The 25,423-nt window shown below is 37.6% G+C and carries 17 protein-coding genes and 10 pseudogenes; 20 read left to right on the forward strand and 7 right to left on the reverse strand.

Features of this window, described 5'->3' with window-relative positions; translation table 11 throughout:
- Positions 1–91 precede the first annotated feature (91 nt).
- The 3 genes and pseudogenes from AAZO_RS01070 (at position 92) to ppsA (ending at position 5,753) form a co-directional block, all read left to right on the forward strand.
- Positions 92–1,987, forward strand: a complete 1,896-nt coding sequence (locus AAZO_RS01070) for a CheR family methyltransferase (RefSeq protein WP_013189863.1) — start codon at positions 92–94, stop codon at positions 1,985–1,987.
- 380 nt (positions 1,988–2,367) lie between these two features.
- The gene (locus tag AAZO_RS01075; RefSeq protein ID WP_013189864.1) at positions 2,368–2,589 is read left to right on the forward strand and encodes a DUF4327 family protein; all 222 of its coding nucleotides are present in this window, start codon (positions 2,368–2,370) and stop codon (positions 2,587–2,589) included.
- A 722-nt stretch (positions 2,590–3,311) separates the two neighbouring features.
- Positions 3,312–5,753 (forward strand): annotated as a pseudogene (ppsA, locus tag AAZO_RS01080) (phosphoenolpyruvate synthase).
- A gap of 115 nt (positions 5,754–5,868) precedes the next feature.
- Here ppsA and AAZO_RS01085 read toward each other — a convergent pair.
- Both AAZO_RS01085 and sipA read right to left on the reverse strand, forming a co-directional pair.
- Positions 5,869–6,427: pseudogene (locus AAZO_RS01085) on the reverse strand (peroxiredoxin).
- A gap of 412 nt (positions 6,428–6,839) precedes the next feature.
- Positions 6,840–7,088, reverse strand: a complete 249-nt coding sequence (sipA, locus tag AAZO_RS01090) for a regulatory protein SipA (RefSeq protein ID WP_013189866.1) — start codon at positions 7,086–7,088, stop codon at positions 6,840–6,842.
- 138 nt (positions 7,089–7,226) lie between these two features.
- On the opposite strand from sipA, the gene gntT reads away from it, so the two are divergent.
- Positions 7,227–8,585, forward strand: a complete 1,359-nt coding sequence (gene gntT, locus AAZO_RS01095) for a guanitoxin biosynthesis MATE family efflux transporter GntT (RefSeq protein WP_013189867.1) — start codon at positions 7,227–7,229, stop codon at positions 8,583–8,585.
- Positions 8,586–8,693: 108 nt separating this feature from the next.
- On the opposite strand, the gene AAZO_RS01100 is transcribed toward gntT, so the two are convergent.
- Entirely contained in the window at positions 8,694–9,173 is a 480-nt protein-coding gene (locus AAZO_RS01100) for a hypothetical protein (protein ID WP_013189868.1), read from the reverse strand.
- A gap of 226 nt (positions 9,174–9,399) precedes the next feature.
- Between AAZO_RS01100 and AAZO_RS01105 the strand changes: the two genes are divergently transcribed.
- The 7 genes and pseudogenes from AAZO_RS01105 (at position 9,400) to AAZO_RS01130 (ending at position 14,469) form a co-directional block, all read left to right on the forward strand.
- Complete coding sequence (locus tag AAZO_RS01105; protein WP_013189869.1) at positions 9,400–10,608, forward strand: sensor histidine kinase; 1,209 nt, start codon at positions 9,400–9,402, stop codon at positions 10,606–10,608.
- Positions 10,605–11,261 (forward strand): response regulator transcription factor, encoded by a 657-nt coding sequence (locus AAZO_RS01110; protein WP_013189870.1) that lies wholly within the window; start codon positions 10,605–10,607, stop codon positions 11,259–11,261. The genes AAZO_RS01105 and AAZO_RS01110 overlap by 4 nt, the downstream gene beginning before the upstream one ends.
- Before the next feature lie 898 nt (positions 11,262–12,159).
- Positions 12,160–12,532: pseudogene (locus AAZO_RS28170) on the forward strand (roadblock/LC7 domain-containing protein).
- A gap of 276 nt (positions 12,533–12,808) precedes the next feature.
- Positions 12,809–13,121 (forward strand): annotated as a pseudogene (locus tag AAZO_RS01120) (hypothetical protein).
- A 144-nt stretch (positions 13,122–13,265) separates the two neighbouring features.
- Entirely contained in the window at positions 13,266–13,637 is a 372-nt protein-coding gene (locus AAZO_RS36250) for a DUF4388 domain-containing protein (RefSeq protein WP_228371632.1), read from the forward strand.
- A 60-nt stretch (positions 13,638–13,697) separates the two neighbouring features.
- Positions 13,698–13,886 carry a hypothetical protein gene (locus AAZO_RS36255; protein WP_228371427.1) on the forward strand — a complete coding sequence of 63 codons (189 nt, stop codon included), beginning with the start codon at positions 13,698–13,700 and terminating at the stop codon, positions 13,884–13,886.
- An 84-nt stretch (positions 13,887–13,970) separates the two neighbouring features.
- Positions 13,971–14,469 (forward strand): annotated as a pseudogene (locus tag AAZO_RS01130) (protoglobin domain-containing protein).
- 159 nt (positions 14,470–14,628) lie between these two features.
- On the opposite strand, the pseudogene AAZO_RS01135 reads toward AAZO_RS01130, so the two are convergent.
- Positions 14,629–15,039 (reverse strand): annotated as a pseudogene (locus AAZO_RS01135) (nucleoside deaminase).
- A 121-nt stretch (positions 15,040–15,160) separates the two neighbouring features.
- Between AAZO_RS01135 and AAZO_RS01140 the strand changes: the two are divergent.
- Positions 15,161–15,952 (forward strand): annotated as a pseudogene (locus AAZO_RS01140) (ion transporter).
- Positions 15,953–16,276 carry a hypothetical protein gene (locus tag AAZO_RS01145; RefSeq protein WP_013189874.1) on the forward strand — a complete coding sequence of 108 codons (324 nt, stop codon included), beginning with the start codon at positions 15,953–15,955 and terminating at the stop codon, positions 16,274–16,276.
- A gap of 206 nt (positions 16,277–16,482) precedes the next feature.
- On the opposite strand, the gene AAZO_RS34715 is transcribed toward AAZO_RS01145, so the two are convergent.
- Positions 16,483–16,623, reverse strand: a complete 141-nt coding sequence (locus tag AAZO_RS34715) for a type III secretion system chaperone family protein (RefSeq protein WP_187289575.1) — start codon at positions 16,621–16,623, stop codon at positions 16,483–16,485.
- A 134-nt stretch (positions 16,624–16,757) separates the two neighbouring features.
- On the reverse strand, positions 16,758–16,946 hold the full coding sequence (locus AAZO_RS25600; protein ID WP_049790496.1) for a hypothetical protein: 189 nt from the start codon (positions 16,944–16,946) through the stop codon (positions 16,758–16,760).
- Positions 16,947–17,094: 148 nt separating this feature from the next.
- On the opposite strand from AAZO_RS25600, the gene AAZO_RS34720 reads away from it, so the two are divergent.
- The gene (locus tag AAZO_RS34720; protein WP_041639113.1) at positions 17,095–17,307 is read left to right on the forward strand and encodes a response regulator; all 213 of its coding nucleotides are present in this window, start codon (positions 17,095–17,097) and stop codon (positions 17,305–17,307) included.
- 166 nt (positions 17,308–17,473) lie between these two features.
- On the opposite strand, the gene AAZO_RS01160 is transcribed toward AAZO_RS34720, so the two are convergent.
- The gene (locus tag AAZO_RS01160; protein WP_013189875.1) at positions 17,474–17,926 is read right to left on the reverse strand and encodes a response regulator; all 453 of its coding nucleotides are present in this window, start codon (positions 17,924–17,926) and stop codon (positions 17,474–17,476) included.
- Between the two features lie 612 nt (positions 17,927–18,538).
- Between AAZO_RS01160 and AAZO_RS01165 the strand changes: the two genes are divergently transcribed.
- The 6 genes and pseudogenes from AAZO_RS01165 to AAZO_RS44495 all read left to right on the forward strand — a co-directional run.
- A complete protein-coding gene (locus AAZO_RS01165; protein ID WP_049790498.1) occupies positions 18,539–18,937 on the forward strand; it encodes a hypothetical protein in 399 nt (132 codons plus the stop codon).
- Positions 18,938–19,261: 324 nt separating this feature from the next.
- Positions 19,262–21,643 (forward strand): annotated as a pseudogene (locus tag AAZO_RS28185) (ATP-binding protein); the annotation flags it as partial.
- 84 nt (positions 21,644–21,727) lie between these two features.
- A pseudogene (locus AAZO_RS28190) lies at positions 21,728–23,215 on the forward strand (IS1380 family transposase).
- 337 nt (positions 23,216–23,552) lie between these two features.
- On the forward strand, positions 23,553–24,527 hold the full coding sequence (locus AAZO_RS44485) for a hypothetical protein (RefSeq protein WP_041639116.1): 975 nt from the start codon (positions 23,553–23,555) through the stop codon (positions 24,525–24,527).
- A gap of 126 nt (positions 24,528–24,653) precedes the next feature.
- Complete coding sequence (locus AAZO_RS44490) at positions 24,654–24,869, forward strand: hypothetical protein (protein ID WP_228371428.1); 216 nt, start codon at positions 24,654–24,656, stop codon at positions 24,867–24,869.
- A 15-nt stretch (positions 24,870–24,884) separates the two neighbouring features.
- Positions 24,885–25,178 (forward strand): annotated as a pseudogene (locus AAZO_RS44495) (PAS domain-containing protein); the annotation flags it as partial.
- Positions 25,179–25,423 lie beyond the last annotated feature (245 nt).

Raw genomic sequence — 25,423 nt, forward strand, 5'->3', positions numbered from 1 at the left:
CAACTGGTAAAAATGCTGGTAATTGTAGTTATGATTAGATAGTTCTAAAAATTAAACCACACCCAAGACCTGATATCCTCTGAGCAAACCTATGACTTCCCCAGAAAAAAACCTCGATTTTGAAAATTTACTGATGTATATCAGACAAAGCCGGGGTTTTGATTTCACAGGCTATAAAAGATCAACGTTAATGCGTCGTATATATAAGCGAATGCAGTCAGTAAATCTAGGAAGTTTTACAGATTATATAGACTATCTTCAAGTTCATCCAGCAGAATTTAATTATTTATTCAATACTATTTTGATTAATGTAACTGCCTTTTTTCGGGATGATTCTGCCTGGGAATATCTGGGAAAACAAATCATACCCAATATCATGAGATGTAAAAAAAATGGTGCGCAGATTCGCATTTGGTCTGCTGGTTGTGCTTCTGGAGAAGAGGCTTATACTCTAGCAATGCTCATAGCAGAAATATTAGGAGTAGAAGATTTTCGTCAATGGGTAAAAATTTACGCCACAGATGTGGATGAAGAAACTCTTCAGCAAGCTCGTCAAGCAGTATATTCAGCCAAAGATATCCAGTCCATACCATTGGAACTGCGGGATAAATATTTTGAATTAGTAGGGGAAAGTTATGTATTTAGGCAGGATTTACGCCGTTCTGTAATTTTTGGTCGTCATAATTTAATTCACGATGCACCAATTTCTCGGATAGATTTACTAGTGTGCCGCAATACACTCATGTATTTCAATAGTGAGGTTCAGGGACAGATATTAGCTCGTTTCCATTTTGCGCTGAATGATACGGGTTATCTCGTTTTGGGGAAAGCAGAGATGCTGTTGATGCACGCTAATTTATTTATACCTATAGAATTAAAAAACCGAATATTTACTAAAGTTTTATCAACAAACATACGTGATCGCTTATTAGTGATGGCAAATTCTACTGATGATGAACCTAGCAACCGATTTACTCAATATCTTAAACTCCGAGAGCTAGTTTTTGATACAGCCCAAATTGCGGAAATAGTCATTAATATTAATGGTTTATTAGTGATGCTGAATGAGCAAGCACGTTCTTTATTCAGTTTGTCAGAAAGAGATTTAGATCGTCCTTTTCAGGATTTAGAAATTTCCTATCGACCAATAGAGTTGCGATCGCTGATTGAAAGATCATATAACGAGCGTCGTCCCATCACTTTGACAAATATAGAGCGATATTTATCTAACACTGAAAAGCAATATTTAGATGTAAGGATTACACCACTCCAAGATACTGATCTAAGTTTCTTAGGTGTCACCATTACTTTTCATGATGTTAGTCGTTATCTTAAACTTCAAGAAGCACTGCAACGTTATCAGCAAGATTTAGAAACTACTAATGAAGAACTGCAGTCTACCAACGAAGAATTAGAAACCACTAACGAAGAACTCCAGTCTACTAACGAAGAACTAGAAACTATTAACGAAGAACTCCAATCTACAAATCAAGAACTGGAGACAATGAATGAAGAACTTCAATCTGCAAATGAGGAACTACAAACAATTAATTATGAATTTAGTCAACGGACATTAGAACTTAACCGGACTAATATTTTTATTATTTCCATTCTCAAAAGTCTACAAACAGGAATGGTCGTAATTGATAAAAGCTTTAGTATTTTAATTTGGAATCATTTATTAGAAGATTTATGGGGCTTACGCACTGAAGAAGTGATTCATAAATCTCTCTTTAGCTTAGATATTGGTTTACCTGTAGAAAAGTTGCGATCGCCTATCCGCGACTTCCTATTTGGGAAACAACAATTTCAGGAAATGATTTTAGATGCCATTAATCGTCGGGGCAAGCCAATTAGATGTTATATTGCTATTACTCCCCTCATGGACAGAGAAATAGAAGGGGTAGTTTTGATTATGGTGGATATTGAGAAAATGAAGAGTATGATTTCCGCTCAAGAAATTGAAGCAAGACGACAGCAGCATTAAGAATAATAAAGAAGGAGTATGGCTTGCATCAACCTGCACTATCAGTATTTCAGCAGTCAGAATTAAGCTCAAACATTCTGACTGCTGAAATACTGACTTCTGACTCCTGAATTCTTACGAAATAAGTTTTTAAAATAGAGCCAATACTGCTCAGTTAACTGAGAAAGGAAAAAAGATCAGAAAAAACCTTTACCCTGTTCCCAAACCAAACGAAAACTTCCAGGCTCTTAAAGGAGTAATATGGAAAGTAATGTTACTTATTAAATATTCATGTGGTCATTCTTGACATATTTACTCAAATTTTTGATACATTTAAAGTAGAGGCAAAAAAATTATGCTTTTGTTTCTTAATTCCTTGATGAATAACGAGGTAACAAGCTGTGGATACTACTATAAAATACGACATCGAAGTTATCCAGGAAGAAGCTCGTCAACTTGCTAGAAAGGGGCTTGTTAACCGACAACAGCCAATTTTTACCCTTTTTAAATATATTCCTGATCGTGAATGGGCTTATTTTGAGCATGAACTCGAAAATAACGAATATTTGCTCAGAGATAGGATTATTGACTTGCTTGCCTCGGAAAAATGGGAAGAAGATTGAAACAACACTTACAGTAAATCAGGAATTAGCAATATCGGACATCAATTCTCAATTCAAAGATAAACTCTTCTCATCAATAGTTCAATCCCCCATATTAATTCTGGGGGTTTCCAATAACAACTTACTGTTTCAATTATAGGGTTCGGGTGTGATTAGTAAAATTACTCGTGAAGGCTGGGAACAGGATTCCTATATTTTGAATTATTTAAACCCACCTAAAAATGAGTGTTTATGAGGTTTTCTAGGTACTTTACCTAAAATAGTCTCTGACAAGGAACTCGATAAATGGCGCTTAACTACGGGCATTTCTTGCCAATAAGTACGACAAAACCAGTAAGTTTCAGATCTGCGTATATGTTGTAAAAGCAAGTCCGAACAACAAGGACAGTAATTCATAATGCTGATTAAATCCTATTAATAAAAGTGTTTACAGTATGTAGCCGTCAATTAACCAGTTGAGTTAAGTATAAAATAAAGTTTTTATAGCTATAACCTAGTTGATAAATGTGAGGAAGTTGTGAGAATTCTTTCGATATCAACATATACCTTATTTTTTGTAAATATTAGATAGATACTTACTTGAAGTTTCTTCACGTTATATCCTCACAAGTTCCTCAAATTCTCTATGTATAAAAATAATTATGAAAACTGGAAGCAGAAGAATTTACTAAAAGCTTCTTCATCAAAATAAAATATTGATATATTTTAAAGGACTCTCAAATATGCTCGAAAGACGACGCAATCAAGAAACAGATCGCCTACTCTCCAAAGAACAGGCCTTAGTCCTGCCTTTTAATGCTGTTGGGATTGCAGATATTCCTTTTGTTGGTGGCAAAAATGCTTCCTTGGGAGAGATGATTCAAGAACTTAGACCCAAACGAGTCAAGGTTCCCACTGGATTTGCTACCACAGCGTATGCTTATAGATATTTCATCACGACAGCGGGTTTAGAAGCCAGATTAAGAAAGATTTTTGCGGGATTAGATGTTGAAGATGTTGATAATTTGCGGCAATGTGGTAAACAAGCGCGCTCGCTAATGTTGGAAATAACATTTCCCCTAGACTTGCAAGAAGCGATCGCCAGATCCTACCAAGCCCTTTGCCAAGAATACGGTGAAGATACCGACGTTGCAGTTCGTTCCAGTGCCACCGCAGAAGACCTACCCTATGCTAGTTTTGCGGGACAACAAGAAACCTATCTCAACGTTCATGGACTCAAAGGCGTACTAGAATCTTGTCATCAATGCTTTGCTTCCATTTTTACCGACCGTGCCATTTCCTACAGACAACTAAGAGGTTTTGACCACCTCGAGGTCGCACTGTCAGTAGGCGTACAAAAAATGGTACGTTCTGACTTAGCTAGTTCTGGTGTCATGTTCTCCATCGACACGGAAACAGGCTTTAAAGATGCAGCACTAATTACAGCTGCTTATGGTTTAGGTGAAAACGTAGTTCAAGGTGCCGTTAACCCAGATGAATATTTAGTATTCAAACCCACCTTGAAAAAAGGATATAAACCCATTCTGCAAAAACGTCTGGGAACCAAAGAAATTAAAATGGTTTATGATCAAGGTGGGACGAAACTAAGCAAAAACGTCTCCGTTCTTCCCTCCGAACGCTGCCAATTTGCCCTCAATAAGGACGAAATTCTGCAACTTGCCAACTGGGCCTGCATCATCGAAGACCATTATTCCCAAGCCCGTGGTATGGATACACCAATGGACATTGAATGGGCAAAAGATGGTATAACTGGTGAATTATTTATCATCCAAGCTAGACCAGAAACAGTACAATCTCAAAAGTCGAAAACCGTCCTTAAAAGTTATCAAATTAAGGAAAGAGCTGAAGTTCTCCTCACAGGTCGTAGTGTTGGCGAAATGATTGGCCAAGGTAAAGCCAGAGTTATTCTTGATGCGAACCAAATTAACCTCTTCCAACCAGGAGACATACTAGTTACCAACCGTACTGACCCAGACTGGGAACCAATCATGAAACGTGCTAGTGCCATTGTCACCAATGCTGGTGGTAGGACTTGTCACGCTGCAATTATCGCCAGAGAAATGGGAATCCCCGCCATTGTGGGCTGTGGAAATACCACAACAGTTTTACAAACTGGACAAGAAATTACTGTTAGTTGTGCTGAAGGCGAAACAGGCAAAGTTTATGCAGGTTTATTAAAGTTTGAAATTCAAGAATTAACCTTAGAAAACTTGCCTCGTACCCGCACTAAAATCATGATGAATATGGGCAACCCAGAAGAGGCATTAGGTTTAACAGCAATTCCTAATGATGGTGTAGGTTTAGCACGGATGGAATTTATTATTGCTAACCACATTAAAGCACATCCTTTAGCATTACTCCACTTTGATCAATTAGAAGACGAACTTGCTAAATAGAAGATTGCCGAATTAACTGCCCAATACGAAAATAAAGCAGAGTTCTTTATTGCTCAACTAGCGTAAGATATTGGTACAATTGCCGCAGCATTCTATCCTAAACCAGTAATTGTGCGTTTGTCTGACTTCAAGAGTAATGAATATGCAAACCTCTTGGGTGGTAGACAATTTGAACCTAAAGAAGAAAACCCAATGCTTGGTTGGCGTGGTGCTTCTCGCTACTATGATCCCCATTACCGTGGAGGTTTTGCCCTAGAATGTCAAGCCATGAAACGGGTACGTGACGAAATGGGTTTAACCAACATGATTTTGATGGTTCCCTTCTGTCGCACTCCCGAAGAAGGAAAACGGGTACTAGAAGAAATGGCGGCCAATGGCTTGTTAAAAGGCGAAAACGGTCTGGAAGTCTACGTAATGTGCGAATTACCAAGTAACGTGGTATTAGCAGACGAATTTAGCCAAGTTTTTGATGGCTTCTCTATTGGTTCTAATGACTTAACACAGTTAACTTTAGGACTAGACCGAGATTCTGAATTAGTAGCCCATCTGTTTGACGAACGCAATCAAGCTGTGAAAATGACAATTGCCAAAGTTATCGCCACCGCAAAACAATTTAATTGCAAAATAGGTATCTGCGGTCAAGCACCCAGCGATTATCCAGAATTTGTCCGCTTCCTAGTTCAAGAAGGCATAGATTCTATCAGTTTCAACCCAGATTCTGTAATCAAAATACTGTTAGAAGTTGCCGCAGCAGAAGGTAATGGGTGATTGGTGATTGGTAAGACTTTATTAACCGCACCAACGCCCGGTAAGGTCAGGAGTTCAGGAGTCAGAAGAAGAAGGAAAAGAGAGTATTTTTCCCCTGCACCCCTGCACCCCAACCCTACACCCTTTCTTCTGACTGCAACTTTTCCAGTCGTGCTAAAACTTCTGTACTGTGAATATTGGGATTTACCTTCACAAAAGTCTCCCGTATCACCTCTTGTGGATCAATGATAAAACTATGGCGCATAGATACATAGTCAAGCCAAGAGCCATACGCTTTACTGACTGCACCATTAATCAGCCAACAGGGGGAATTTTAATCCTTCAGAATCACAAAATTCAGGATGGGAATCAATATCATCCGCACTCACACCAATAATCTGAGTGTTTTCTTCTAGATATTTGGGTAAGTCTTGTTAAAAACGTCGCGCTTCAATAGTGCAGCCAGAGGTAAAATCTTTGGGATAAAAATATAGAACCACCCACTGACCACGCAAATCAGAGAGAGCGATTTTACCATCTCCTGTGTTGGTGGGTAAGGTAAAATCCGGTGCAGGTTGGTTGATTGCAGGTAATTTACCACCCAAAGCATTAGCTGTGGGAGTGAAGTTTAACCAACTCATGAAGGTAAAACAACCGGCAAATAAAATGCTGATAAAAGTGCGAGGAGAAATCATAGTTGCAAACTGGAATGAGAAGTTAACATAAGTTATCATTCTTGTAATACAGCAAACTCGTGAAACTTGGACTTATGTCATACTGATAGCGCAGGGTGGCGTAAGCTATGCGTAATGTAGTGCAGCGTATCCCTTGGCGACACTGCGTGAAAGCGCAGCGTGCAGTAGGCTCTAGTACAGTACGGCGTAAATAAACCAACCATTGCAAATTTCTGAAAAGCTCACTCTGTATACATTTTGAATTTCGTTCGCGTAGCGTCTCCGAAGGAGATATTTTGTTAGCTTAGCTCTTCTGAAAGAAGCATTTTGAATTCACAGCGGTACTAGTATCTCGGAGATTCTTCACTATCTCTTTCAGAGACGCTCCTTGAACGTTCAGAATCACACTTTTAAACCGTTTTTAGTATAGCTACTATTCTGAATCCGGCTGAGATTCCGGTGGATGTTCTGTACTTTCGATGTATTGGCTATCTATGAGGAAAGCACCTCTTGTAAAGCGTACTCCCCAATAACCTCCAGGACGACGGTCAAGAACTATACCTTCTTCACCAATGCTGATGATATCAGGAGGGCGCAGCATAGGCATAGGATCAGCAGTTTTGATGTAGGGTGGTAAGGCGATGACGCGAACTTTACTACCAATGGGGAATTCTTGGGACATTTGCAAATATTGAGAAAGTGTCAAGATTTTTAATTTTTAACAGGGACTTGCTTTATTTTATATCTACATCTTTTGATGACAATAATAAACTTGAAGTATCTGAAGTAGTAATATTTCCCAATTGAGATCAAAAATGCCATGCCTGATGTCTTACTAAGTAGATACGACTTTTTACCTCGCTTTTATCGGCTGGCGAGTGTGAGTGTCTTTTCTAACATGATGGTTCCTTTAGCTGGTCTGGTAGATATTGCCTTTCTAGGACATTTGCAAGATATCCGTCACTTGGCTGGGGTGATTTTGGGAACTATCCTTTTTGATTATCTTTATCGGGTTTTAAAATTTATGCGGTCGAGTACCAATACTTTGACTGCTTATGCTGTGGGACTTGATGAACCTAAAGCTGTATTACTGGCTGGATTAAGAAGTGGTTTAATTGCCTTAATAGTCAGTTTATTGATTCTACTATTGCAGTATCCTATCCAGAAGTTTGGTTTTTTTCTGTTGAGTGGTTCTCCAGACATTGAAGCCTCTGGAGTTGATTATTTCTACGGACGGATTTGGGGTGCACCTGCTGTTTTACTGAACTTTGTGTTATTTGGTTGGTTTCTAGGAAGGGAAAAAAATGGTGTAGTGCTGCTGATGTCAATTGTTGGTAATGGTTCTAATGTGTTGCTGGATTACTTAATGATTGTCAAGTGGGGTTGGGAAAGTGCTGGAGCAGGTTTAGCTACAGCTTTAAGCCAGTATTTGGCGCTAATTATTGGTTTGATTGGGGTTGCTTTGAGTATTGAGTGGCAAGCGTTACCAGCCGCAGTTTCAGAAATTTTCGATTGGGTATCTCTCAAAGAGACTTTTGCACTCAAGAGTAATATTTTGATTCGATATGTATCCTTGATTTCTGCCTACTCTATTTTCACTAATCTGAGTGCGGTCATGGGAACAAATATCTTAGCAGAAAATGGTTTGTTACTCCAGATTGCTTTTTTGAGTCAGTTTGCAGTTCAAGGTGTGGGGATGACAATCCAAACACTGACTGGTAATTTTAAAAGTAAGGGAAATGGGCAACAGATGATGCCATTACTAACTGTCTCTATGCTGGCAGCTTTGGCGATAGCATTGGTTTTTGCTTTTGTATCAATTATTTTCCCTGAGCAAGTTTTTGGTCTGCTGACTAATCATCAAGAGGTAAACGATAGTATTACTATTTATACAATCTGGTTGTTACCTGTTTTAGCCATTACAGCGATCGCCTTCATTCTTGAAGGTTATTTTATTGGTTTAAAGGAAGGTACTAGCTTACGTAATGCTGTATTAATGGCTTTCTTTGTGGGTTTTATCCCCCTAGCGATCGCAGCTTGGTATTTCCAAAACAACCACCTATTATGGGCAACTATTGTTTCTTATATGACAACTATTATGATAGCCTTGGCGTTGAAATTACCCCAAACTTTGAATCACCAAAACTTAGAAAAGCAGAAATCTCTCGCTAATTCTTGATAACCAAAGATAGGGTTTCTGGTCTAGGGTGTAAGAAAAGATTGTTTATCCCATAACCGAGGAGGAACGGTTAAATGGTAAAGATTTTTCTTCCCCTTTCCCCCGTTTTTAATTGCTATTACCTTGTTGACGACGCGATTTCCAATTCTGCTCCATTTGTTGGAGTTGTTGTCGTTGTGCTGGAGTCAAAACTGCTTCCATTTGTTTTCTTGATAACTCCCTAATTTCCTGGATTTGGCTTTTCTGTGCGTCAGTTAAATTCAAGGAAGTAAAAATATCTTTTTTCCATTTACCTCTACCTTCACCTTGTGAACGTTGCGTTTGACGTTCTTGCATTGCAGCTTTTAACTGTTCTTTCTGTTCAGTTGTCAGAACCTTATCCATTTCCGCGCGAGTATTGTGGTGAATTCTTTGGATTTCGGTTTTCTGTGTATATGTTAGTCCCAACTTTTTCCAAGGTCCTTTTTCCGCGAATCCTTGACCTGCTTGACCTGAAGGAACAGTTTTTTGTACTTGCGCTACCAAGGGGGTTGCTGTTAAAGTTAGAGCAAAAGCAGCAGCTATAAATAATAAGGTCTTGCCTTTCATTAATTCTCTTGTGTTGTTTCTGCTTGGATGTCACCATAATATAAATTTATCCTCTGCAACAACATGAGGAAAAAGTCACGTCTATACCCATGACTAAAGTCATGGGTATAGACGTGACCAATATAGAACAAAATAAAGGAGAGATAAATCCAAGTTAGTAATTTAGACCTTCTTGAATTTTGTTGGCGCAGCCTGCTGGAAGCACTATTTTAAATTTTCAATTGTTATGTCTCGTCCTATTCAAATTAATAATCATCCATTTCGATTTCTATTGTATTTAGAATGGATATTACTGGTTTTTTCTGTATTAATGGTAATTTTACCCTCACCATCACCCAAATTTGCTGCCAAGTTTCCAGAGTTAACTATTTGTAGTTTGGCTTTTTTTGGCTTGATGGGGTTAAGATTACCTACTAGTAATCAATTTGGGAAGATTATATATACTGCCACAGAAGTATTTTTAATACTAATTACTGGATTTCTTGGCGGGAGAACAGCGCGACTTTTTCCGTTTCTCTATTTAATGTTAGTAACTCGTAGTTGTTTAATTTTTCAATTACCAGGGCGTTTAACGGTTACTTTTTCATCATTTGTGTTATTTTTGATGACACTTAAGACTCGCTGGATGCCTAATAGATTAACACCAATAGTACAAGAAAGATTTCGATTTTTCAGTTTTAGTTTATCCGTCCTATTTGGTTTAAGTTTAGTATTTGTTTTACTCTTAATGAATGCTGTTTTGTCTGAGCGTCAGAGTCGAGAAAAACTGGGAATTGCTAACGATAAACTGCGTCAATATGCTCTAAAAATCGAAACTCAAGCTACTTTAGAAGAACGCAACCGCATTGCTAGAGAAATTCATGATTCTCTAGGACATTCTTTAACTGCTTTAAATTTACAATTAGAAACTGCTCTCAAACTATCTAAATCGGATATTCCCAGGGCCATGACCTTTTTAACTAGGGCTAAGGAACTAGGTTCTAAGGCATTACAAGATGTGCGAAACTCTGTTTCTACTATGCGCTCGCATCCTTTACAGTCACAATCTTTAGAACAAGCAATTGGTATCTTAATAGAAGATTTTCAACGTGCCAATGGGATTTTACCAAGTTGTCTAGTCTCCTTAGAATATGCCATACCCACGGAAATGAGTATTCCTATTTATCGCATTATTCAAGAATCATTTACAAATATTTCCAAATATGCGCAAGCATCATTAGTACAACTAGAATTAAGTACAACAGACAAAGCTGTAAAATTAATAGTTCAAGATAATGGTAGAGGGTTTGATGTTACTCAAAATACAACGGGCTTTGGTTTGCAAAGTATGCGAGATCGCACTTTAGCATTAGGAGGCGCATTTACAATTAAATCTGCTCAAAATTCTGGTTGTCAAATAATAGTTGATATTCCTTTAGCTAGGTGGAAAACATGATTAAAGTCTTACTTACAGATGACCAAAGTTTAATTCGTCAGGGTTTAAGAGCATTACTAGAATTAGAAACAGATTTAGAAATAGTTGGAGAAGCAGAAAACGGTGAAATTGCCATTCATTTAGTGAAACAACTACAGCCAGATGTGGTTTTAATGGATATCAGAATGCCTATTATCGATGGAGTTGCAGCAACAAAAACGATTCAAACCCATTTTCCAGCTACAAAGGTATTAGTATTGACAACATTTGATGATGATCTATATATCAAAGCTGCATTACAAAATGGTGCAATGGGTTATTTACTCAAAGATACACCTTCAGAAGAATTAGCAGTTGCTATTCGTGCTGTTGATAAAGGATTTTCCCAACTCAGTCCAGAAATTGTTAAAAAACTTTTAACTCAATTTCCAACCACAGCACCCGACCCTGTAAAATCCATACCACCAAGTTTAGTCGAACTCACACCCAGAGAAAAACAGGTTTTACGGTTAATTGCTAACGGTGCCAGCAACCGAGAAATTGCTCATACACTCTACATTTCTGAAGGAACAGTCAAAAATCATGTTACTAACATTTTAAGTAGACTTAATTTGCGCGATCGCACCCAAGCCGCTATTCTTGCTAATACATTTTTATCATATTTAGAACAGTAGACCTCTTGCAGAATTAATTTTATCTTATAATGGGGAATTGTCTTTGTTTTAGCCAAAAGTTAGAGTTACAGGGTTATGTTTGAATTAGGGAGCCTAAAGAAAGAACACCAAAAATACATAAATAAATAAAATCTAAAACTATCTATCATACCACATAAACAATTTTGCACTAGGTCTAGTAAATATCAAATTTTGATTTTGGATGTTCAGAAGCCTCAGTCAAACGATTTTCGATTGACTCCACAAAGAATAAATCCGGAGGCTTGTAGCATCGAGAAACGAATGGTTATTAATGAAACACTAACTACTCACTCAGGAGTAAGGTTCAAAATCTTAATTATGTCAGGTTCATCACAATATATTGCTAAAAACATATTTTTTTATTTCATTTCTATGAAATGTTATTTAGCATTAGCGAAAAATATTGACATTTATTAATATAAATAAATACTTTTTAACAGTAATAAAATATATTGTTTTCAATTCGAAATCTATAAATGAGTATATGCTCATGTTAACTTAACTTATCTACAAGATAATTAATATCGAATTCAGTAATTTTACGGTGTGATATTAATTCTGACTACTTGATAATTAAATCAATAGCAAATGAGGACAAAAGCATCCATTGAAACAGTGTTGTTATTGCTAAAACAAAAATTTGGTAACATAACTGGAAATGGTAATTAATTTTTCCCGCCCGCTTAGATAAATCAGACCTAACTATTGGGTGACTAGTACCGCCGTGAATTCAAAACACAAAATTCAGATAAAAATTTATCCACTAACATATATTTACTGCTGTAATGGTTTAGCACTACTCAACTGCTAATGACTCTGACCGCTGTTCTGAATTTATTACTTACTCTCACATTTAAACCACAGGAAAATAATCATTATGGCAATTAACATAGAAAGACTGGGCATGATTTTGCAAAACTTTCTCGCTGCTACAAACAGATGTTGAAGGAGCGGTACTCGTTACTCCAGATGGTTTGCCTTTAGCAGCAAGTTTACCTGGTGGGATGGACGAAGAACGGGTCTTAGCAATATCAGCATCCATGCTGTCTTTAGGTTAAAGAATTGGTATTAAGTTAGCCAGAGCTACAGTTGACCGCATCTTTTTAGAAGGGAAAAAAGGCTTTGGCATATTAACTGGTTGTGGTGAAGATGCAGTATTCCTAGTTTGGGCTAGTGAATCCGCCAAACAGGGAGTATTAATGCTAGAACTCAAACGAGTTCTCCAAGAACTAAAACTAGTTTTGAACTAAATGATCCAAATCAAAGGTGACTCAATTGTAAGTTCCATTGTATAAAAATCCTAGTTAATCTAGGGAATTGTATACAATGGAACGACGTGAAAAAAAAAAGTATGTAACAAAATGTAAATTAGCCTGAAAACCTCTTCACTCTTGCCTTGTCATAACGACAATTTTTAACACCCACTTAGCTTACCCACTAAAAACAAACTATCAAAGACATTTAGGAGCTTTCTGAAAATAGTGAAGAATCAATCATTAATTTGTTTATTTAAGGAGTAAATAAACATGGAGACTATGAGGTTAATTGTCACGGTGTCAGTAGGTGCGGGTAAATCCACTTTTATTCGTTCCGTTAGTGAAATCGAAGTTGTAGATACAGATACACGTGCCACTGATGAAACAGCATTACTCAAACAAAGGTCTAACACACACCGATTGTCGCGGTGCATGGTCAGAGGAAGATGTATACCTTGCCATTGGATACGTGAATGAAGACGAAAGACCTCCTATGGTTAGAGTCAATCCCAACCAAGGAGATTCTGTCGCAGAAGCTGTTATTGCCCTAGTACAGCACTTAATGGAGAGTTGTCCAGTGTAATATATCTGATAGGTATTAATTTTTTAGGACTCTTTCCTAAAAGGAATTAAATTTTTTAGAAGTTACATTTCGGAAAAAAATTATTCTGAATTAGTTCAATATTTACATCAATATTTATTTTGAATCAGGAGAGAAATTATTGGTATTACTGGTAACTTTGTAGGTTTCTCCTTACCTGAATTACTCCAATTTTTAGATCAAGGGAAAAAAATAGGAATACTTAGCATTGAATTTTTAGCTGAAGAAAATGATAAGAAGAAAAAGCAAGTTTATTATATCTGGCTACATCAATGTCGTGTAGTCAGTGCTGCTGATAGTTTAGACCAACAAGGCTTAATATTAATAATTACTCAAAGAGGGTGGATCAGTGAGCGAGTAATTTCTAGAGTCACTCAAATTTCTTCTTGCTTCATTAATTCACCATTGGGATTATGCTTAAAAGCTCAAGGATTAGTGCAACCAGAACAACTAAGACTGCTATTTAATAGCCAGGTTTTGCGACCAGTATGTGCCTGACTCCAAGTCAAGGATGCTCTATTTAGATTTGAACCGACATCAACATTGCCTTTAGGGGAAATGACAGGTCTGAGTATGTATGCAACTGAAGAATCTCTTTCTACTTCCACTGCCACACTTACTTTTCCAGAAGCAGTACAGGAAACTTTACCTGCAATCAAAGCAACTGAAAAGCCCGCAGAAAAGCCCACTGTTAGTCAATCTTTCCTCAAAGATTTAGTTGGTTTTCTCCGCAGTAAAGCAGCTTAATTTAAAAAGGTAATTTTGGTGTTTAACAGGGAACAGTAAACAGTAAACAATCAACAAACATTCAACAATACAAAAGGATCAGTTATGACAGTAGGGCCTAACGCTTTTATGACAACGCTCGCAAGAAGAGTAGGTTTAACTTCTGAAGATAAATCTCTTCTGAAATCCAACGCAGCTTGGGGACTATAAAATGCACCAACAATGGCTGAGCACTTCTATTTTAGGACGTGATGAAGAAATGAATGCCATTCTAAATAAAACCGAAGCACGAATTCATCGCCTACATGAAACATTTATTCAATGGTTTCATCAAATGTTGACAGGTATAGATTATTGGGGCAAAACCTATGCTGATTATCGTTGGCATATAGGACTTTTCCATGTCAAAATTGGCATTGCTCGTCAGCACGTAGTTCCAGCTATGGCAGTGGTGGTTCATGAAGTTGGTAAAGAATTAAAAGCTGATGGAAAACCAGAAGAATTAAAAGAAGTATTGGGTAGAATTTGTCTGATTGATTTAGCTTTTATTAAGCAAGCTTATGTAGAAGTCTCATCATCTGCGGTACTTAGAGAAACTGGCTAGTCAGAAGCCTTATTCAAACGTCTTATTACTACTGGCGTATCTAGTATGTAATACCAAGTTGCGTTCAAAGATATTAGTTTTAGTAAGCAGGGGTGCAGAGGATAAACATTCTTACCCCATACCCTACGCAAGCCCTGGATATATTTCTGGGACTTTATTTTATGCGAACAATTGTAGATATTCCTTTCTTAAAACTCCTTTTGTTACCTTTATACTTCTAAATGATTTAGCGATAACTTCTTCATAAAATATATTAATTTGTGCTTGATTAATAGAAATTAAATCTGTAATTGAGGCACCATCAACAATTTCTGATATCTCCGTGCATATACAAGCCGTAGCACACATGGGACAAGGTTTACTAGTGGTATATATAGAATAACCATCTAAAGAAGGGTTTTTGAGTTTAGTGGTTAAATTGCCAATGACATTAATTTCTGCATGGGCAAAAGGATCGCTATCTTGGTTTACAGTATTATAAGTTGCTGCAACTACTGGATTATCTTCTTTAACTATGACAGTGCCATAAGCAGTATCTCATTTTTTTGCTTGTTCTATAGCTAGATGCATAAAATATTCTTGGTTTATCTTCACACAATAGTTTATTTAGCACAATAATCTCCAATAATTACGGTAAAAGCGTATTTTGGCTGTTATGGTGTGAATGAGTTAATTCATGTTTAGTTGTATGATGTTACTCAACCGAGCAAAAATAGAATTCTATTTGACAGACCTCGAAACACGAGTAGGTAAAGCAATTGATTTAACAATTGCTGCCTTGGTTTTAGTTTCATCAGGAATTTTTTTGGCTGAAACATATAATATTGCTGAAGATGCTCATTTAGAATTAATAACTTTAGATAATTGTGTTTTAATAATTTCTGCTGGCGGATATTTACTGCAGTTATGGAGTGGAGAAAATAAAACTAAGTATATTTTACGTTTTTATTAAATCATTGACTTAGTAGCTATATTGCCCTCTTTTATTGGGTTTGTAGATATCAGGTTTATACGCTTATTACGATGGTTTAGAATTTCACGATTAATTCTATTAATAGATAGTAAATTTTTATTTGCCAGTATCAGCAGCGAAGATGCCGTAATTTTTGCACGAATATTATTTACCTTATTTGCAATTATTTTTGTTTATTCTGGCTTAATTTATCAAGTTGAACATCCAGTTAATTCGGACAAGTTTGCCAATTTTTTAGATGGTTTTTACTTTTCAGTTGTGACAATGACAACTGTAGGACTTGGTGATGTGATACCAATTTCTAAATTAGGTCGTTTGCTCACAGTTTTAATGATTTTAATAGGAGTACCCCTGATTCCTTAGCAAGTGGGGGATTTAATTAAGCAGTTGGTGAAGAATGCGAATCACTTGGAGACAGTTTGTTCTGGTTGTGGTTTGGCTCTTCATGATACAGATGCGGAATTTTGTAAAAGGTGCAGTACCAAGTTACCTCTGAACAAGATGGAATAAATGTTAGAGGTTATTTTCAAAGTTTCTAATGTTTCAAATATTTTCAGATCGCGTTTAAGTTACAAAGGAATAGCTTACAGACGACAACTTGAACAAACATTCTCGCAGCTAAAGCAGAAAATTAAGCAAACATCCTTTGATACTCCTTCTACCTTCGACTACAGCTTAGTAGTAGCACTCTTTGGCATTCCTGCACTTGCTGGTACTTCTTATGACTCATTAGATAAAGCATTCTTTCCCCGAACATACTCTCAAGTAAGTAGTAGTTCTTGCAGTCGTAGTAGTTCTTGCAGCAGTGGTAGTTCCTGTGGTGGTGGAGATTAGAAACAATGCTATCTCATTTACCAAAATGAGCTGTGGGGTTAGGTTTTCGTCAACCATTCAAAAGCGATTTATTTCTTCATCGTCAACAGGTTGATGTTTTGGAAATTGTGGACTAACATTATCTAGATGCACCACCAAAAAAACAGGAGGAATTACAATTACTCGCGGCACATTTTTCTATTATTACCCATTCCATTCATTTATCATTAGGCGTTGGTATAAACTAAATTGTTGATGTAAGCAAAACTGAGTCTATCACCTTCAACATCAATACTTGTTTTGTAGCGAACTTCCCCATCACGAAAGTCTAGTTCAAAGTTACCAATAATCATGTCATAATTTGCCATTGCAATAAACTCTCCTATTGCTTGTCGTTAAGATTTTGGGGCTGTCACAGGATAAACCGAGTAAAATACAAATTGCTGCTGTTGTTCTCTGGCTTTAGCACAGCAATTCTATCTACGATTTTTACCTTGATAAGTTATATATAAAACTTGCTCTTCTGCAAACTGACTGAAAAGCCAACCATTTTTTTAAAGAAGTTGACTATACCCGAAAAAATAGTTTCGCTAGTGGTAACTTCATCTGTTATTTCAAATATATCTTCAGCTAAATTTTCCAGATCATTGTTTATTTCCTCCACAGCTTCGGAAATCATGGTTTGAGGCATTTACGAAATATTCTTAGCCAATTCTTCAGAAGAATTAGTCATTCCTTCTGGCGAAGGACAGGGCGCTACCTTTATTGTCAAATTACCCATCATCAGTACCCCTGTAACAGAAAACCAACTTCATCCTGCTTCATCACAGGTAATAACCTTGGCAGGAACTCAAATTCTGGTAGTAGATGATGAGGCAGATTCCCGCCAATATGTGGTATTTGTCGCATTTGTCCTAGAGCAACATGGGGCTAAAGTCACTACTGCGGCATCAGCCACTGAAGCTATACAACTTTTTACTCAACTCAAACCAGATGTATTAATTAGCAATATTGGTATGCCTGATCTTGACGGCTATACTCTATTACAATAGATACAAGCATCGAATTTAAAGCCGACAATTGCTGCTATTGCCGTCACTGCTTACGCCAGTGAACACAACAAAAAACAAGCTTACCGCGCTGGATTTCAACGTTATATTGCCAAACCCATCGAGTGAGACAAACTGCTAATAGTTGTTGCCAACCTCATCCAGGAAATCAAATAGTCGCCTTAGTTGGTGATGGAATCGAGTATACACTCAGTACAAGGATAATGCTGATTAAGGAATCAACATCCGCTGGCTTCACCAAGCAAAAATTTACACCTTGTTGGTAAGCCAATACAATATCTTCATCTAAAGCAGTACCAGTCAAGATCACTATAGGTAGATGTTGAAATTGGAGTTGTGCCTGTACCGATTGCACAAGCTGGATCCCTGACTTTCTAGGTAGCCTTAAATCTCTCAAAAGTAGGCTGGGCAGAGGATTAGTAAATCGATCTTCATAGGGAATCTGCCCCAGTAAATAGCGAACAGCATCTTCCATTGTGGTGACGACCCACAATTTGGGCAGTTTCTCCAACTTAGAACGCTGTAGGGCCCGTTTGAGAAGTAGTACATAGGGAGGGTCATCCTCAACATATAAGACAGTTTTGGAATCAACATCTTCCATCTGTAAGAACCTTAATTGAGCAAAAACAGGGTGTGGGGCAGGGGAAGATGGGGGCTTAACTAGTACAGTACGGCATAAATAAACCAACCATTCCAAATCGCTGAAAAGCCCACACCGTATACATTTTGAATTTTGTTAGCGCAGCCGGCTGGAAGCACTATTTTGTTAGCTTAGCTCTTCTGATAGAAGCATTTTCAATTCACGGCGGTACTAGACACCCAAAATGCTTGTATTTCTTAGCCTGTAAGAGTTGTCACTGATGTAATGAGAACTAAAACTATCAGATATGACAGGCTGATGGGCGCACTATTACTATCTTATAAGAAAATAGGCTGGAGACTCTGGAATCAACTGCTAAAAACCCAAAAACTTTTGAAGGTTCGATATCTTTTAACCCGGAAATATATGCATCATATTTCCGCAAAGTAAGGTAAGTGAGGTGTTCACATCAAGCGTGATTTTATGAGAATATGTTGATGATTCTTTAGTTAAAGACGGTGATATCTTTGTACAGTTGTAAGCAAAATTTAATCAATGCCTATCAGCAGTTAAAATTGGTCTTAGAATTTATTTGCTTGGAATCTGATGAATTAACCAATTGCGGTATTTATTATGCAAGGCAATTATAATTTTAAGTTAGGAAAGATTTTGGATAGATTTGATTTAATTACTGAAGAATACAAAAACCATAAATATTCTCAAGCTTTATATCCACAAGCAGCAGAACAGGTTTTGATTTCTGTAGCTGAAACATTTAATTTATTTAAGACTTTAAACAAGAAATACAAACAAGGAGAATTAACAGATATCTCAAAATTACCAAAATACCAAAAGACTGTATATGCGCTAGTGAAATATTCCACGCCAGTATTAAAACTCATTAATGGCAGAACTAGATTTTCTCTGGTGTCCATGGTCAAACTTTGGTTTGGGATTAAAGCTTTTTGGCTAAGTATGCCTTCTAACCTAGATCTTAATGACACTAATGGTTTCAAACCCCTACCTACCTAAATTTATGGGGTTCTCCCCCTGCGTCCTTATACCTTTAAGAGTCCGCTTTTGGGCTACTTAATAATCCCTGTACCTTTGTCTCAGAAGTGTCAAAATTAGTTCCTGGTTTCAATTGAGTCGAACTCAGGTGAAATTACATTAGACCTCTTGCAGAATTAATTTTATGTTAAAATAAGGGTTTACCTTTTTTTTAGCCAAAGGTTAGAGTTACATGGTTATGTTTGAATTAGTGATCGCAAAGAACACCAAAAATATCTAAAATCTAAAACCCTCTATCATACCACAGAAAGAATTTTCCAAGAGGTCTATTACAGATACGGATAAATGAATACTAATGCTGACACCCCAATAATTCCTGGATATCAAATTAGGGAACTACTTTATACAGGGTCTAGAACTAGAGTATATCGAGCTATTCAACAGATCGATCAATTGCCAAATTTTGACATCAGAATATCGCAGTTTCAACAAATTATTGCAATTTCGCAACCAATATACCATTAGCGAAAATCTCAATCTTCCTGGTATTATTCAGCCTCTATCATTAGATAGCTATGGTAGTGGTTATATTTTAGTCATAGCAGATCAGGAAGAAATCTCTTTAAGAGAGTACATCAAAACCACTACCCTGCCTTTAGCCGAATTTTTAGCGATCACTATCTAACTAACTAATATTCTCCACCATTTGCACCAAAAGCGGGTGATCCACAAAGACATAAAACCTGCCAACATTCTGATTAACCTACAAACAAAACAAGTCCAACTGATTGATTTTAGTATTGCCTCCCTGTTACCCAAAGAAACCGAAGACATCAAAAATCCTAATGTGTTAGAAGGAACTCTCGCTTATATTTCCCCAGAACAAACCGGGAGGATGAATCGAGGGATAGACTACCGCAGTGATTTTTATTCTCTGGGAGTCACTTTTTATGAATTATTGACAGGAGAGTTACCATTTATCTGTGATCCCCCCATGGAGTTGGTGCATTGTCATCTGGCGCAACTGGCTGGTTACGTATCTGATATCAAACCAGAAATACCACAAGTTATCAGTAAAATTATAAATAAACTCTTGGCAAAAAACGCCTAAGTAGATATCATAGTGCTTTGGGATTAAAGCACTATTTCGAGACTTGTTCGTCTCAACTAAAAGATACAGGCAAAATTACAGATTTTGAAATTGGTCAGAGGGATGTGTGCGATCATTTCTTGATTCCTGAAAAACTCTATGGCCGTGAAGCGGAAGTTCAGAGGTTACTAGATGCCATTGGCGACACGCTCAAAGGCACATCAGAAATGATGCTCGTGGGAGGATTTTCCTGCATTGGTAAAACAGCGGTAGTCAATGAAATTCACAAACCAATTACCCGTCAGCACGGGTATTTTATTAAAGGTAAGTTTGACCAATTTAATCGCAACATTCCCTTTTCTGCCTTTGTGTCAAGTTTTTGTAATTTGATGGGGCAGTTGCTTTCCCAATCCAACACCCAACTACAAACTTGGAAAAGATAAATTCTTGCCGCCTGGGGAGAAAATGTTCAGGTGATCATCGAAGTCATTCCCGAATTGGAACGGATCATTGGAGAACAACCACCAGCACGAGAACTATCAAGCACCGCAGGCCAGAATCAGTTTAACTTATATATTCCAGAAATTTGTTCAAGTCTTCACCATAGCAGATCATCCCCTAGTGATATTTTGAGATGATTTACAGTGGGCAGATTTGGCATTGCTGAAGTTGACACAGTTGTTGATGGGCGAATTACAAACAGAATATTTGCTGCTGATAGGTGCTGACCGGGATAATGAAGTATTTCCAGCACATCCGTTGATGCTAAAACTGCATGAAGTCAGCAAAGCTGGAGCAACACTGAATACCATTAGATTAAAACCTCTATCTGTATCTAGTTTAAATCAGTTTGTGGCAGATACCATTAATTGCGCCATATAATTAGCCCAACTCTTGACGGAATTAGTCCATCGAAAAACTCAAGGCAACCCTTTTTTGCCACGCAGTTTCTTAAAGTATTGTATCAAAAATAACTAACTACCCTTGATGCTCAAACTGGGTATTGGCAATGTGACATCATCCAAGTGCGAGATGCTGCCTTGACGGATGATGTGGTGGAGTTGATGGCGCAACGGTTGCAGAAGCTTCCGGTTGAGACTTAGACGGTGTTAAAACTGGCTGCTTATATTGGTAATCACTTTGATTTGAGTACACTGGCTATTGTCTCTCAACAATCCGAATCTGATGTCGCAACGGCTTTGTGGAAAGCTTTACAGGAAGAATTAGTTTTGCCTAAGAGTGAGTTGTACAAATTCTATCTGGAACAGGAACAGCAACGTGCAAATACTAACACCATAGAAAATGTCACATATCGCTTTCTACACGATCGCGTCCAACAAGCTGCCTATTCTTTAATTCCATCAGATCAGAAGCAACAGACTCATCGCACAATTGGGGAACTGCTATTCAGGCACACTGCCAAAGCAGAGGTAGAAGAAAAAATCTTTCATATTGTCAACCTATTGAATTACGGTGTTGAACTAATTGCCCAGCCCAGCCAACGCGCAGAACTGGCTCAGTTAAATTTACTAGCAGGTAAGGAGCGATCAAAACTGGCTACAGGATATGAGTCTGCCTATGGTTACTTTGATCAGGGAATTCATCTGTTAACTTCAGACTGTTGGCAGAGTCAATACCCGGATTTCTCACAAAAAGATAAAAAAAAGGGGTCAAAGACTGCGAAAATGTATATATAGCAGGCATTTCAGCAGTTGGAAACCATGACCCCATCTTCAACAGATTGTATACCAAAACAGTTGAAATTTGAGCAACAAAAATGGCTGCCAGTCATAGTCAATTTCCAGGGTGGACAAGTAAGAGCAGATGCAGGATTAAGCTTAATTGCTGAAATAGACAGAAAATTGCAAATCACATCACAGTTTGCACAATGTTTCCAAGATTAGCGAAAGCTAAATCGGATTGACCATTCAATAGAGAGCTTAATTAAACAAAGAATATACGGGCTGGTCATGGGGTATGAAGACTTGAATGACCACGAAGAATTACGTCATGACCAGATGTTTGCTATAGCATTAGGAAAAAGGATTGGATTAGAGAATGAACCTGCAACATTGGCAGGAAAGAGTACATTAAATCCCCTGGAACATTGTCCTGAAGATGTGGAACAAGGAGCAGACAGCGGGTACCATAAAATCTGGCATTCTCCATCAGGAATTGAAAGCTTACTTGTCAAAATATTTCTAGAATCTTACGCCAAAGAACCAAGAGAAATTGTTTTGGATCTAGATGTAACTGATGACTTAGTACACGGCTATCAGGAGCAAGTTTTCTTCAATACTTATGATGGGGGATAATGCTATGCTCCACTTTATGTTTTCTGTGGAAAACATCTATTAGCAGCCAAACTTCGCCCTTCAAACGTAGACCCAGCATTTGGGGCATTATCAGAACTACAAGGAGTGATTAAACAAATAGGTCAACAATGGAAGAATGTTGAGATTTTAGTAGGTGGATATAGTGCTTATTCTAGAGACGATATCATCACATGGTATGAATCCCAAATGGGTGTGGATTATGTTTTTGGATTGGCGCAAAATAGTCGTTTAATTGGGATGACTAGAAAGACTCAAAGTAGAGTATCCCTTGAGTTTGAGTAAAAACTATCAACAGTAGTTTCATTCTTAGAAACTATGTTTAAACCAGATGAAGAACTTGCAGAATTTGCTGGTGACTTGATTAATAACTCAATTTGCTATAAATCTTTAGACTATAAAGCTCGTGAATCTTGGAGCCGTAGTCGTCGTGTTGTTTTTAAAGTTGAATATGGAGTAAAAGGGACTAATGTTCGTTTTGTTGTAACTTCACTTTCTACTAATAAAGTACCTCCTAGTCAACTATATAGACAAAAATATTGTCAGCGAGGGGAGATGGAAAATCGTTTTAAAGAACAACAATTAGAACTTTTTAGTGATAGAACAAGCAACCATACATTTACGGTAAATCAATTAGGTTTATGGTTCTCTTCTATAGCTTAGGTTTTGCTCAATGCCTTGGGTCAAAAATGTTTAGCTAAAACCGAATTACAAAATGCTACTGTTGGGACTATTCGTACCAAATTATTGAAGTTAGGAGCTTTGATTACTGTAAGTACACGTCCCATTTTAATTGCGATTACTAGTTCTTGCCCATACAGACATATCTTTGCTACTGCTCATAGACGCTTAAGAATGCTCACTAATACTGCTTAATTTGAAGTTAAATTGCCTTTTACTTATTTCTAAGTAATCATAGTTCGCCCTTGGGTTGATTCAAGTCTTGTTTTGTCATGCTTAATTTTATGAACAGAGCATTTTGATTTTACTACCAATAAAAAGATAGTGACTTTTTTAGCTTTATAAATGCGATTTTATATTTAATTTATCTCTGCGATTCAGTTTTGATTGATGATGTATCAAAATTTAGTCTCACATCAGGTCATGTAAATTTATTTTTTACTGCTTGTGAGAAATCCGGGAATACTCCCTCGCCCTAGATCTATACATAGGTGCAGCAGAGTCAGCTTGTCTGAAAACTGATTTTGAGACGATGAAAGGTTTGTGTGACTATATTCTGACAGTTGTCACCCAGATCCAGGAGCAAGTTAAGATTTACGAACTCCTTATTTTTCACTATCATACTCAATCTCAGCTCCGCCAAGCCGTAACTTTGGCGGTGCAAACCTTAAACCATTTAGGTGATACATTTCGAGCTAGTCCTAATACTCAAGATCTTCTGGATGCACTTCAGACTACTACCGAGTTGATTCAGCGGGTGGGCTTTGAAAATCTGGCCGAACTCCCGCCCATGGAAAATGCTGAGAAACTAGCAGCGATGAAAATTCTACGCTGGTCTTCCTATCCTGCCTATTTTGCTGTACCAGAAATGCTGGGGTTGTTGGTATGCCGACTGGTGGATGTCACATTGAAATATGGTCGTTCCTCTCTAACTCCCTTTGCCTTTGGGATGTTTAGTGTATTAATTAACGGGTGTCTAGGGGATATTGACACTGGTAAACAGTTTGGGGAATTGGTGATCGCTCTAGAACAGCAGCAGTCTGACCAGGAATACCGAGCAGTGACATATAATGCCATCTACGGCTTATCACGCCATTTTTACAAACCAGTGCGGGATGGCCTCAAACCTCTAATTTTACGTTATCAAAGTTTTTCCCAAAATGGAGACGCTGAAAGTTGTGCTTACTGTCTCATCAATGCCTACTTTTGTACAATTCTATCGGGGAAGAATCTCAAATACACTCACAACGATTATGAGAAATATATTCAGGCGATAATTGGTTTGAAACAAGAACAACGGATTCACCAATTGCATATTTGGATACAGGTGGTTGATAACCTGACTGAATCTGTAGAAAATCCTGCTCTCCTCAAAGGAGAATACTTTGAGGAGAGCAGTCAAGTTGCCCCTGCCACAACCGAAACCACAGAACTTTGTTCCCAACTCCTAGAAGGTAATCCCAATCTACCCGTCAAACTAATTCAGTACGTCAAAAACACCCAATAAATTCGGATGATTGACGAGCTGAAGACCGATTTACCTGTTATTGTTCAGTATTTATATGAACAATAACCAAAAAGTGTACTGTGCTTGCCAATTCTCAATCAAGGAAATTTAATTGGGATTTTGTATTTGAAAAATGCGTCAAATAGTAGGGGTTTTAGCGATCGCATTCCGCTCCTTAACTTCCTTTGTACCCAAGCGGTCATTGCTTTGGAAAATGCCCGACTCCACGCCCAAGAAAGGGAAAAATCCTACTATCTCGAAGAATCTCAACAAAAATTGCAATTAATTATTCAACAAACACCTATACCTATCATAGAGTGGAATACTGAGTTTGAATTTTAGGTTTGGAATCCAGCCGCCGAGAAAATGTTTGGCTATCCAGCAGCAGAAATTTTAGGTAAAGATTTCCGTTGCATTATTCCTGAAGAGTATCATGCCTATGTAGCTAATTTAACCAAGGTGATTTTAGCTGAAGGTGGAGGTTATCACTCCATTAATGAAAACTTGACTAAGGATGGACGGCGGATTATTTGCGAGTGGTTTAATGCCCCCATGTTGAACTTAAATGGTGAAGTTTGCGGTGGAGTTTCGATGGTTTTAGATATTAGCGATCGCCAACGGGCACAAGCAGCAATTCAGAAAACATCCTAGGAACTAGAAACAGCTTTACAAGAACTAAAACAAGCGCAACTACAAATACTGCAGAATGAAAAAATGGCATCCCTGGGTAACTTAGTTGCAGGGTTACAGGTGTTACCCATGAAGTCAATAACCCCATCGGTCTTCTCAACGGCAGTATCAAAAAAGCTAAAGAATACATCCACGATTTAATGGTACATATAGAACTTTATCAACAACACTATCCCCAAGCAGTTTCAGCGATTCAAGAGAACTGA

It is taken from the genome of 'Nostoc azollae' 0708, from assembly GCF_000196515.1.
GTDB classification, from domain to species: Bacteria; Cyanobacteriota; Cyanobacteriia; order Cyanobacteriales; family Nostocaceae; genus Trichormus_B; species Trichormus_B azollae.

What these genes read in the sequence shown, in the direction of transcription:
- AAZO_RS01070 (WP_013189863.1), top strand. Translation starts at nt 92, where the DNA reads ATGACTTCCCCAGAAAAAAACCTCGATTTTGAAAATTTACTGATGTAT.
- sipA (WP_013189866.1), bottom strand. Translation starts at nt 7,088, where the DNA reads ATGTCCCAAGAATTCCCCATTGGTAGTAAAGTTCGCGTCATCGCCTTA.
- gntT (WP_013189867.1), top strand. Translation starts at nt 7,227, where the DNA reads ATGCCTGATGTCTTACTAAGTAGATACGACTTTTTACCTCGCTTTTAT.
- AAZO_RS01100 (WP_013189868.1), bottom strand. Translation starts at nt 9,173, where the DNA reads ATGAAAGGCAAGACCTTATTATTTATAGCTGCTGCTTTTGCTCTAACT.
- AAZO_RS01105 (WP_013189869.1), top strand. Translation starts at nt 9,400, where the DNA reads ATGTCTCGTCCTATTCAAATTAATAATCATCCATTTCGATTTCTATTG.
- AAZO_RS01110 (WP_013189870.1), top strand. Translation starts at nt 10,605, where the DNA reads ATGATTAAAGTCTTACTTACAGATGACCAAAGTTTAATTCGTCAGGGT.
- AAZO_RS36255 (WP_228371427.1), top strand. Translation starts at nt 13,698, where the DNA reads ATGACAGGTCTGAGTATGTATGCAACTGAAGAATCTCTTTCTACTTCC.
- AAZO_RS01145 (WP_013189874.1), top strand. Translation starts at nt 15,953, where the DNA reads ATGTTAGAGGTTATTTTCAAAGTTTCTAATGTTTCAAATATTTTCAGA.
- AAZO_RS34715 (WP_187289575.1), bottom strand. Translation starts at nt 16,623, where the DNA reads ATGGCAAATTATGACATGATTATTGGTAACTTTGAACTAGACTTTCGT.
- AAZO_RS25600 (WP_049790496.1), bottom strand. Translation starts at nt 16,946, where the DNA reads ATGCCTCAAACCATGATTTCCGAAGCTGTGGAGGAAATAAACAATGAT.
- AAZO_RS01160 (WP_013189875.1), bottom strand. Translation starts at nt 17,926, where the DNA reads ATGGAAGATGTTGATTCCAAAACTGTCTTATATGTTGAGGATGACCCT.
- AAZO_RS01165 (WP_049790498.1), top strand. Translation starts at nt 18,539, where the DNA reads ATGCAAGGCAATTATAATTTTAAGTTAGGAAAGATTTTGGATAGATTT.
- AAZO_RS44485 (WP_041639116.1), top strand. Translation starts at nt 23,553, where the DNA reads ATGAAAGGTTTGTGTGACTATATTCTGACAGTTGTCACCCAGATCCAG.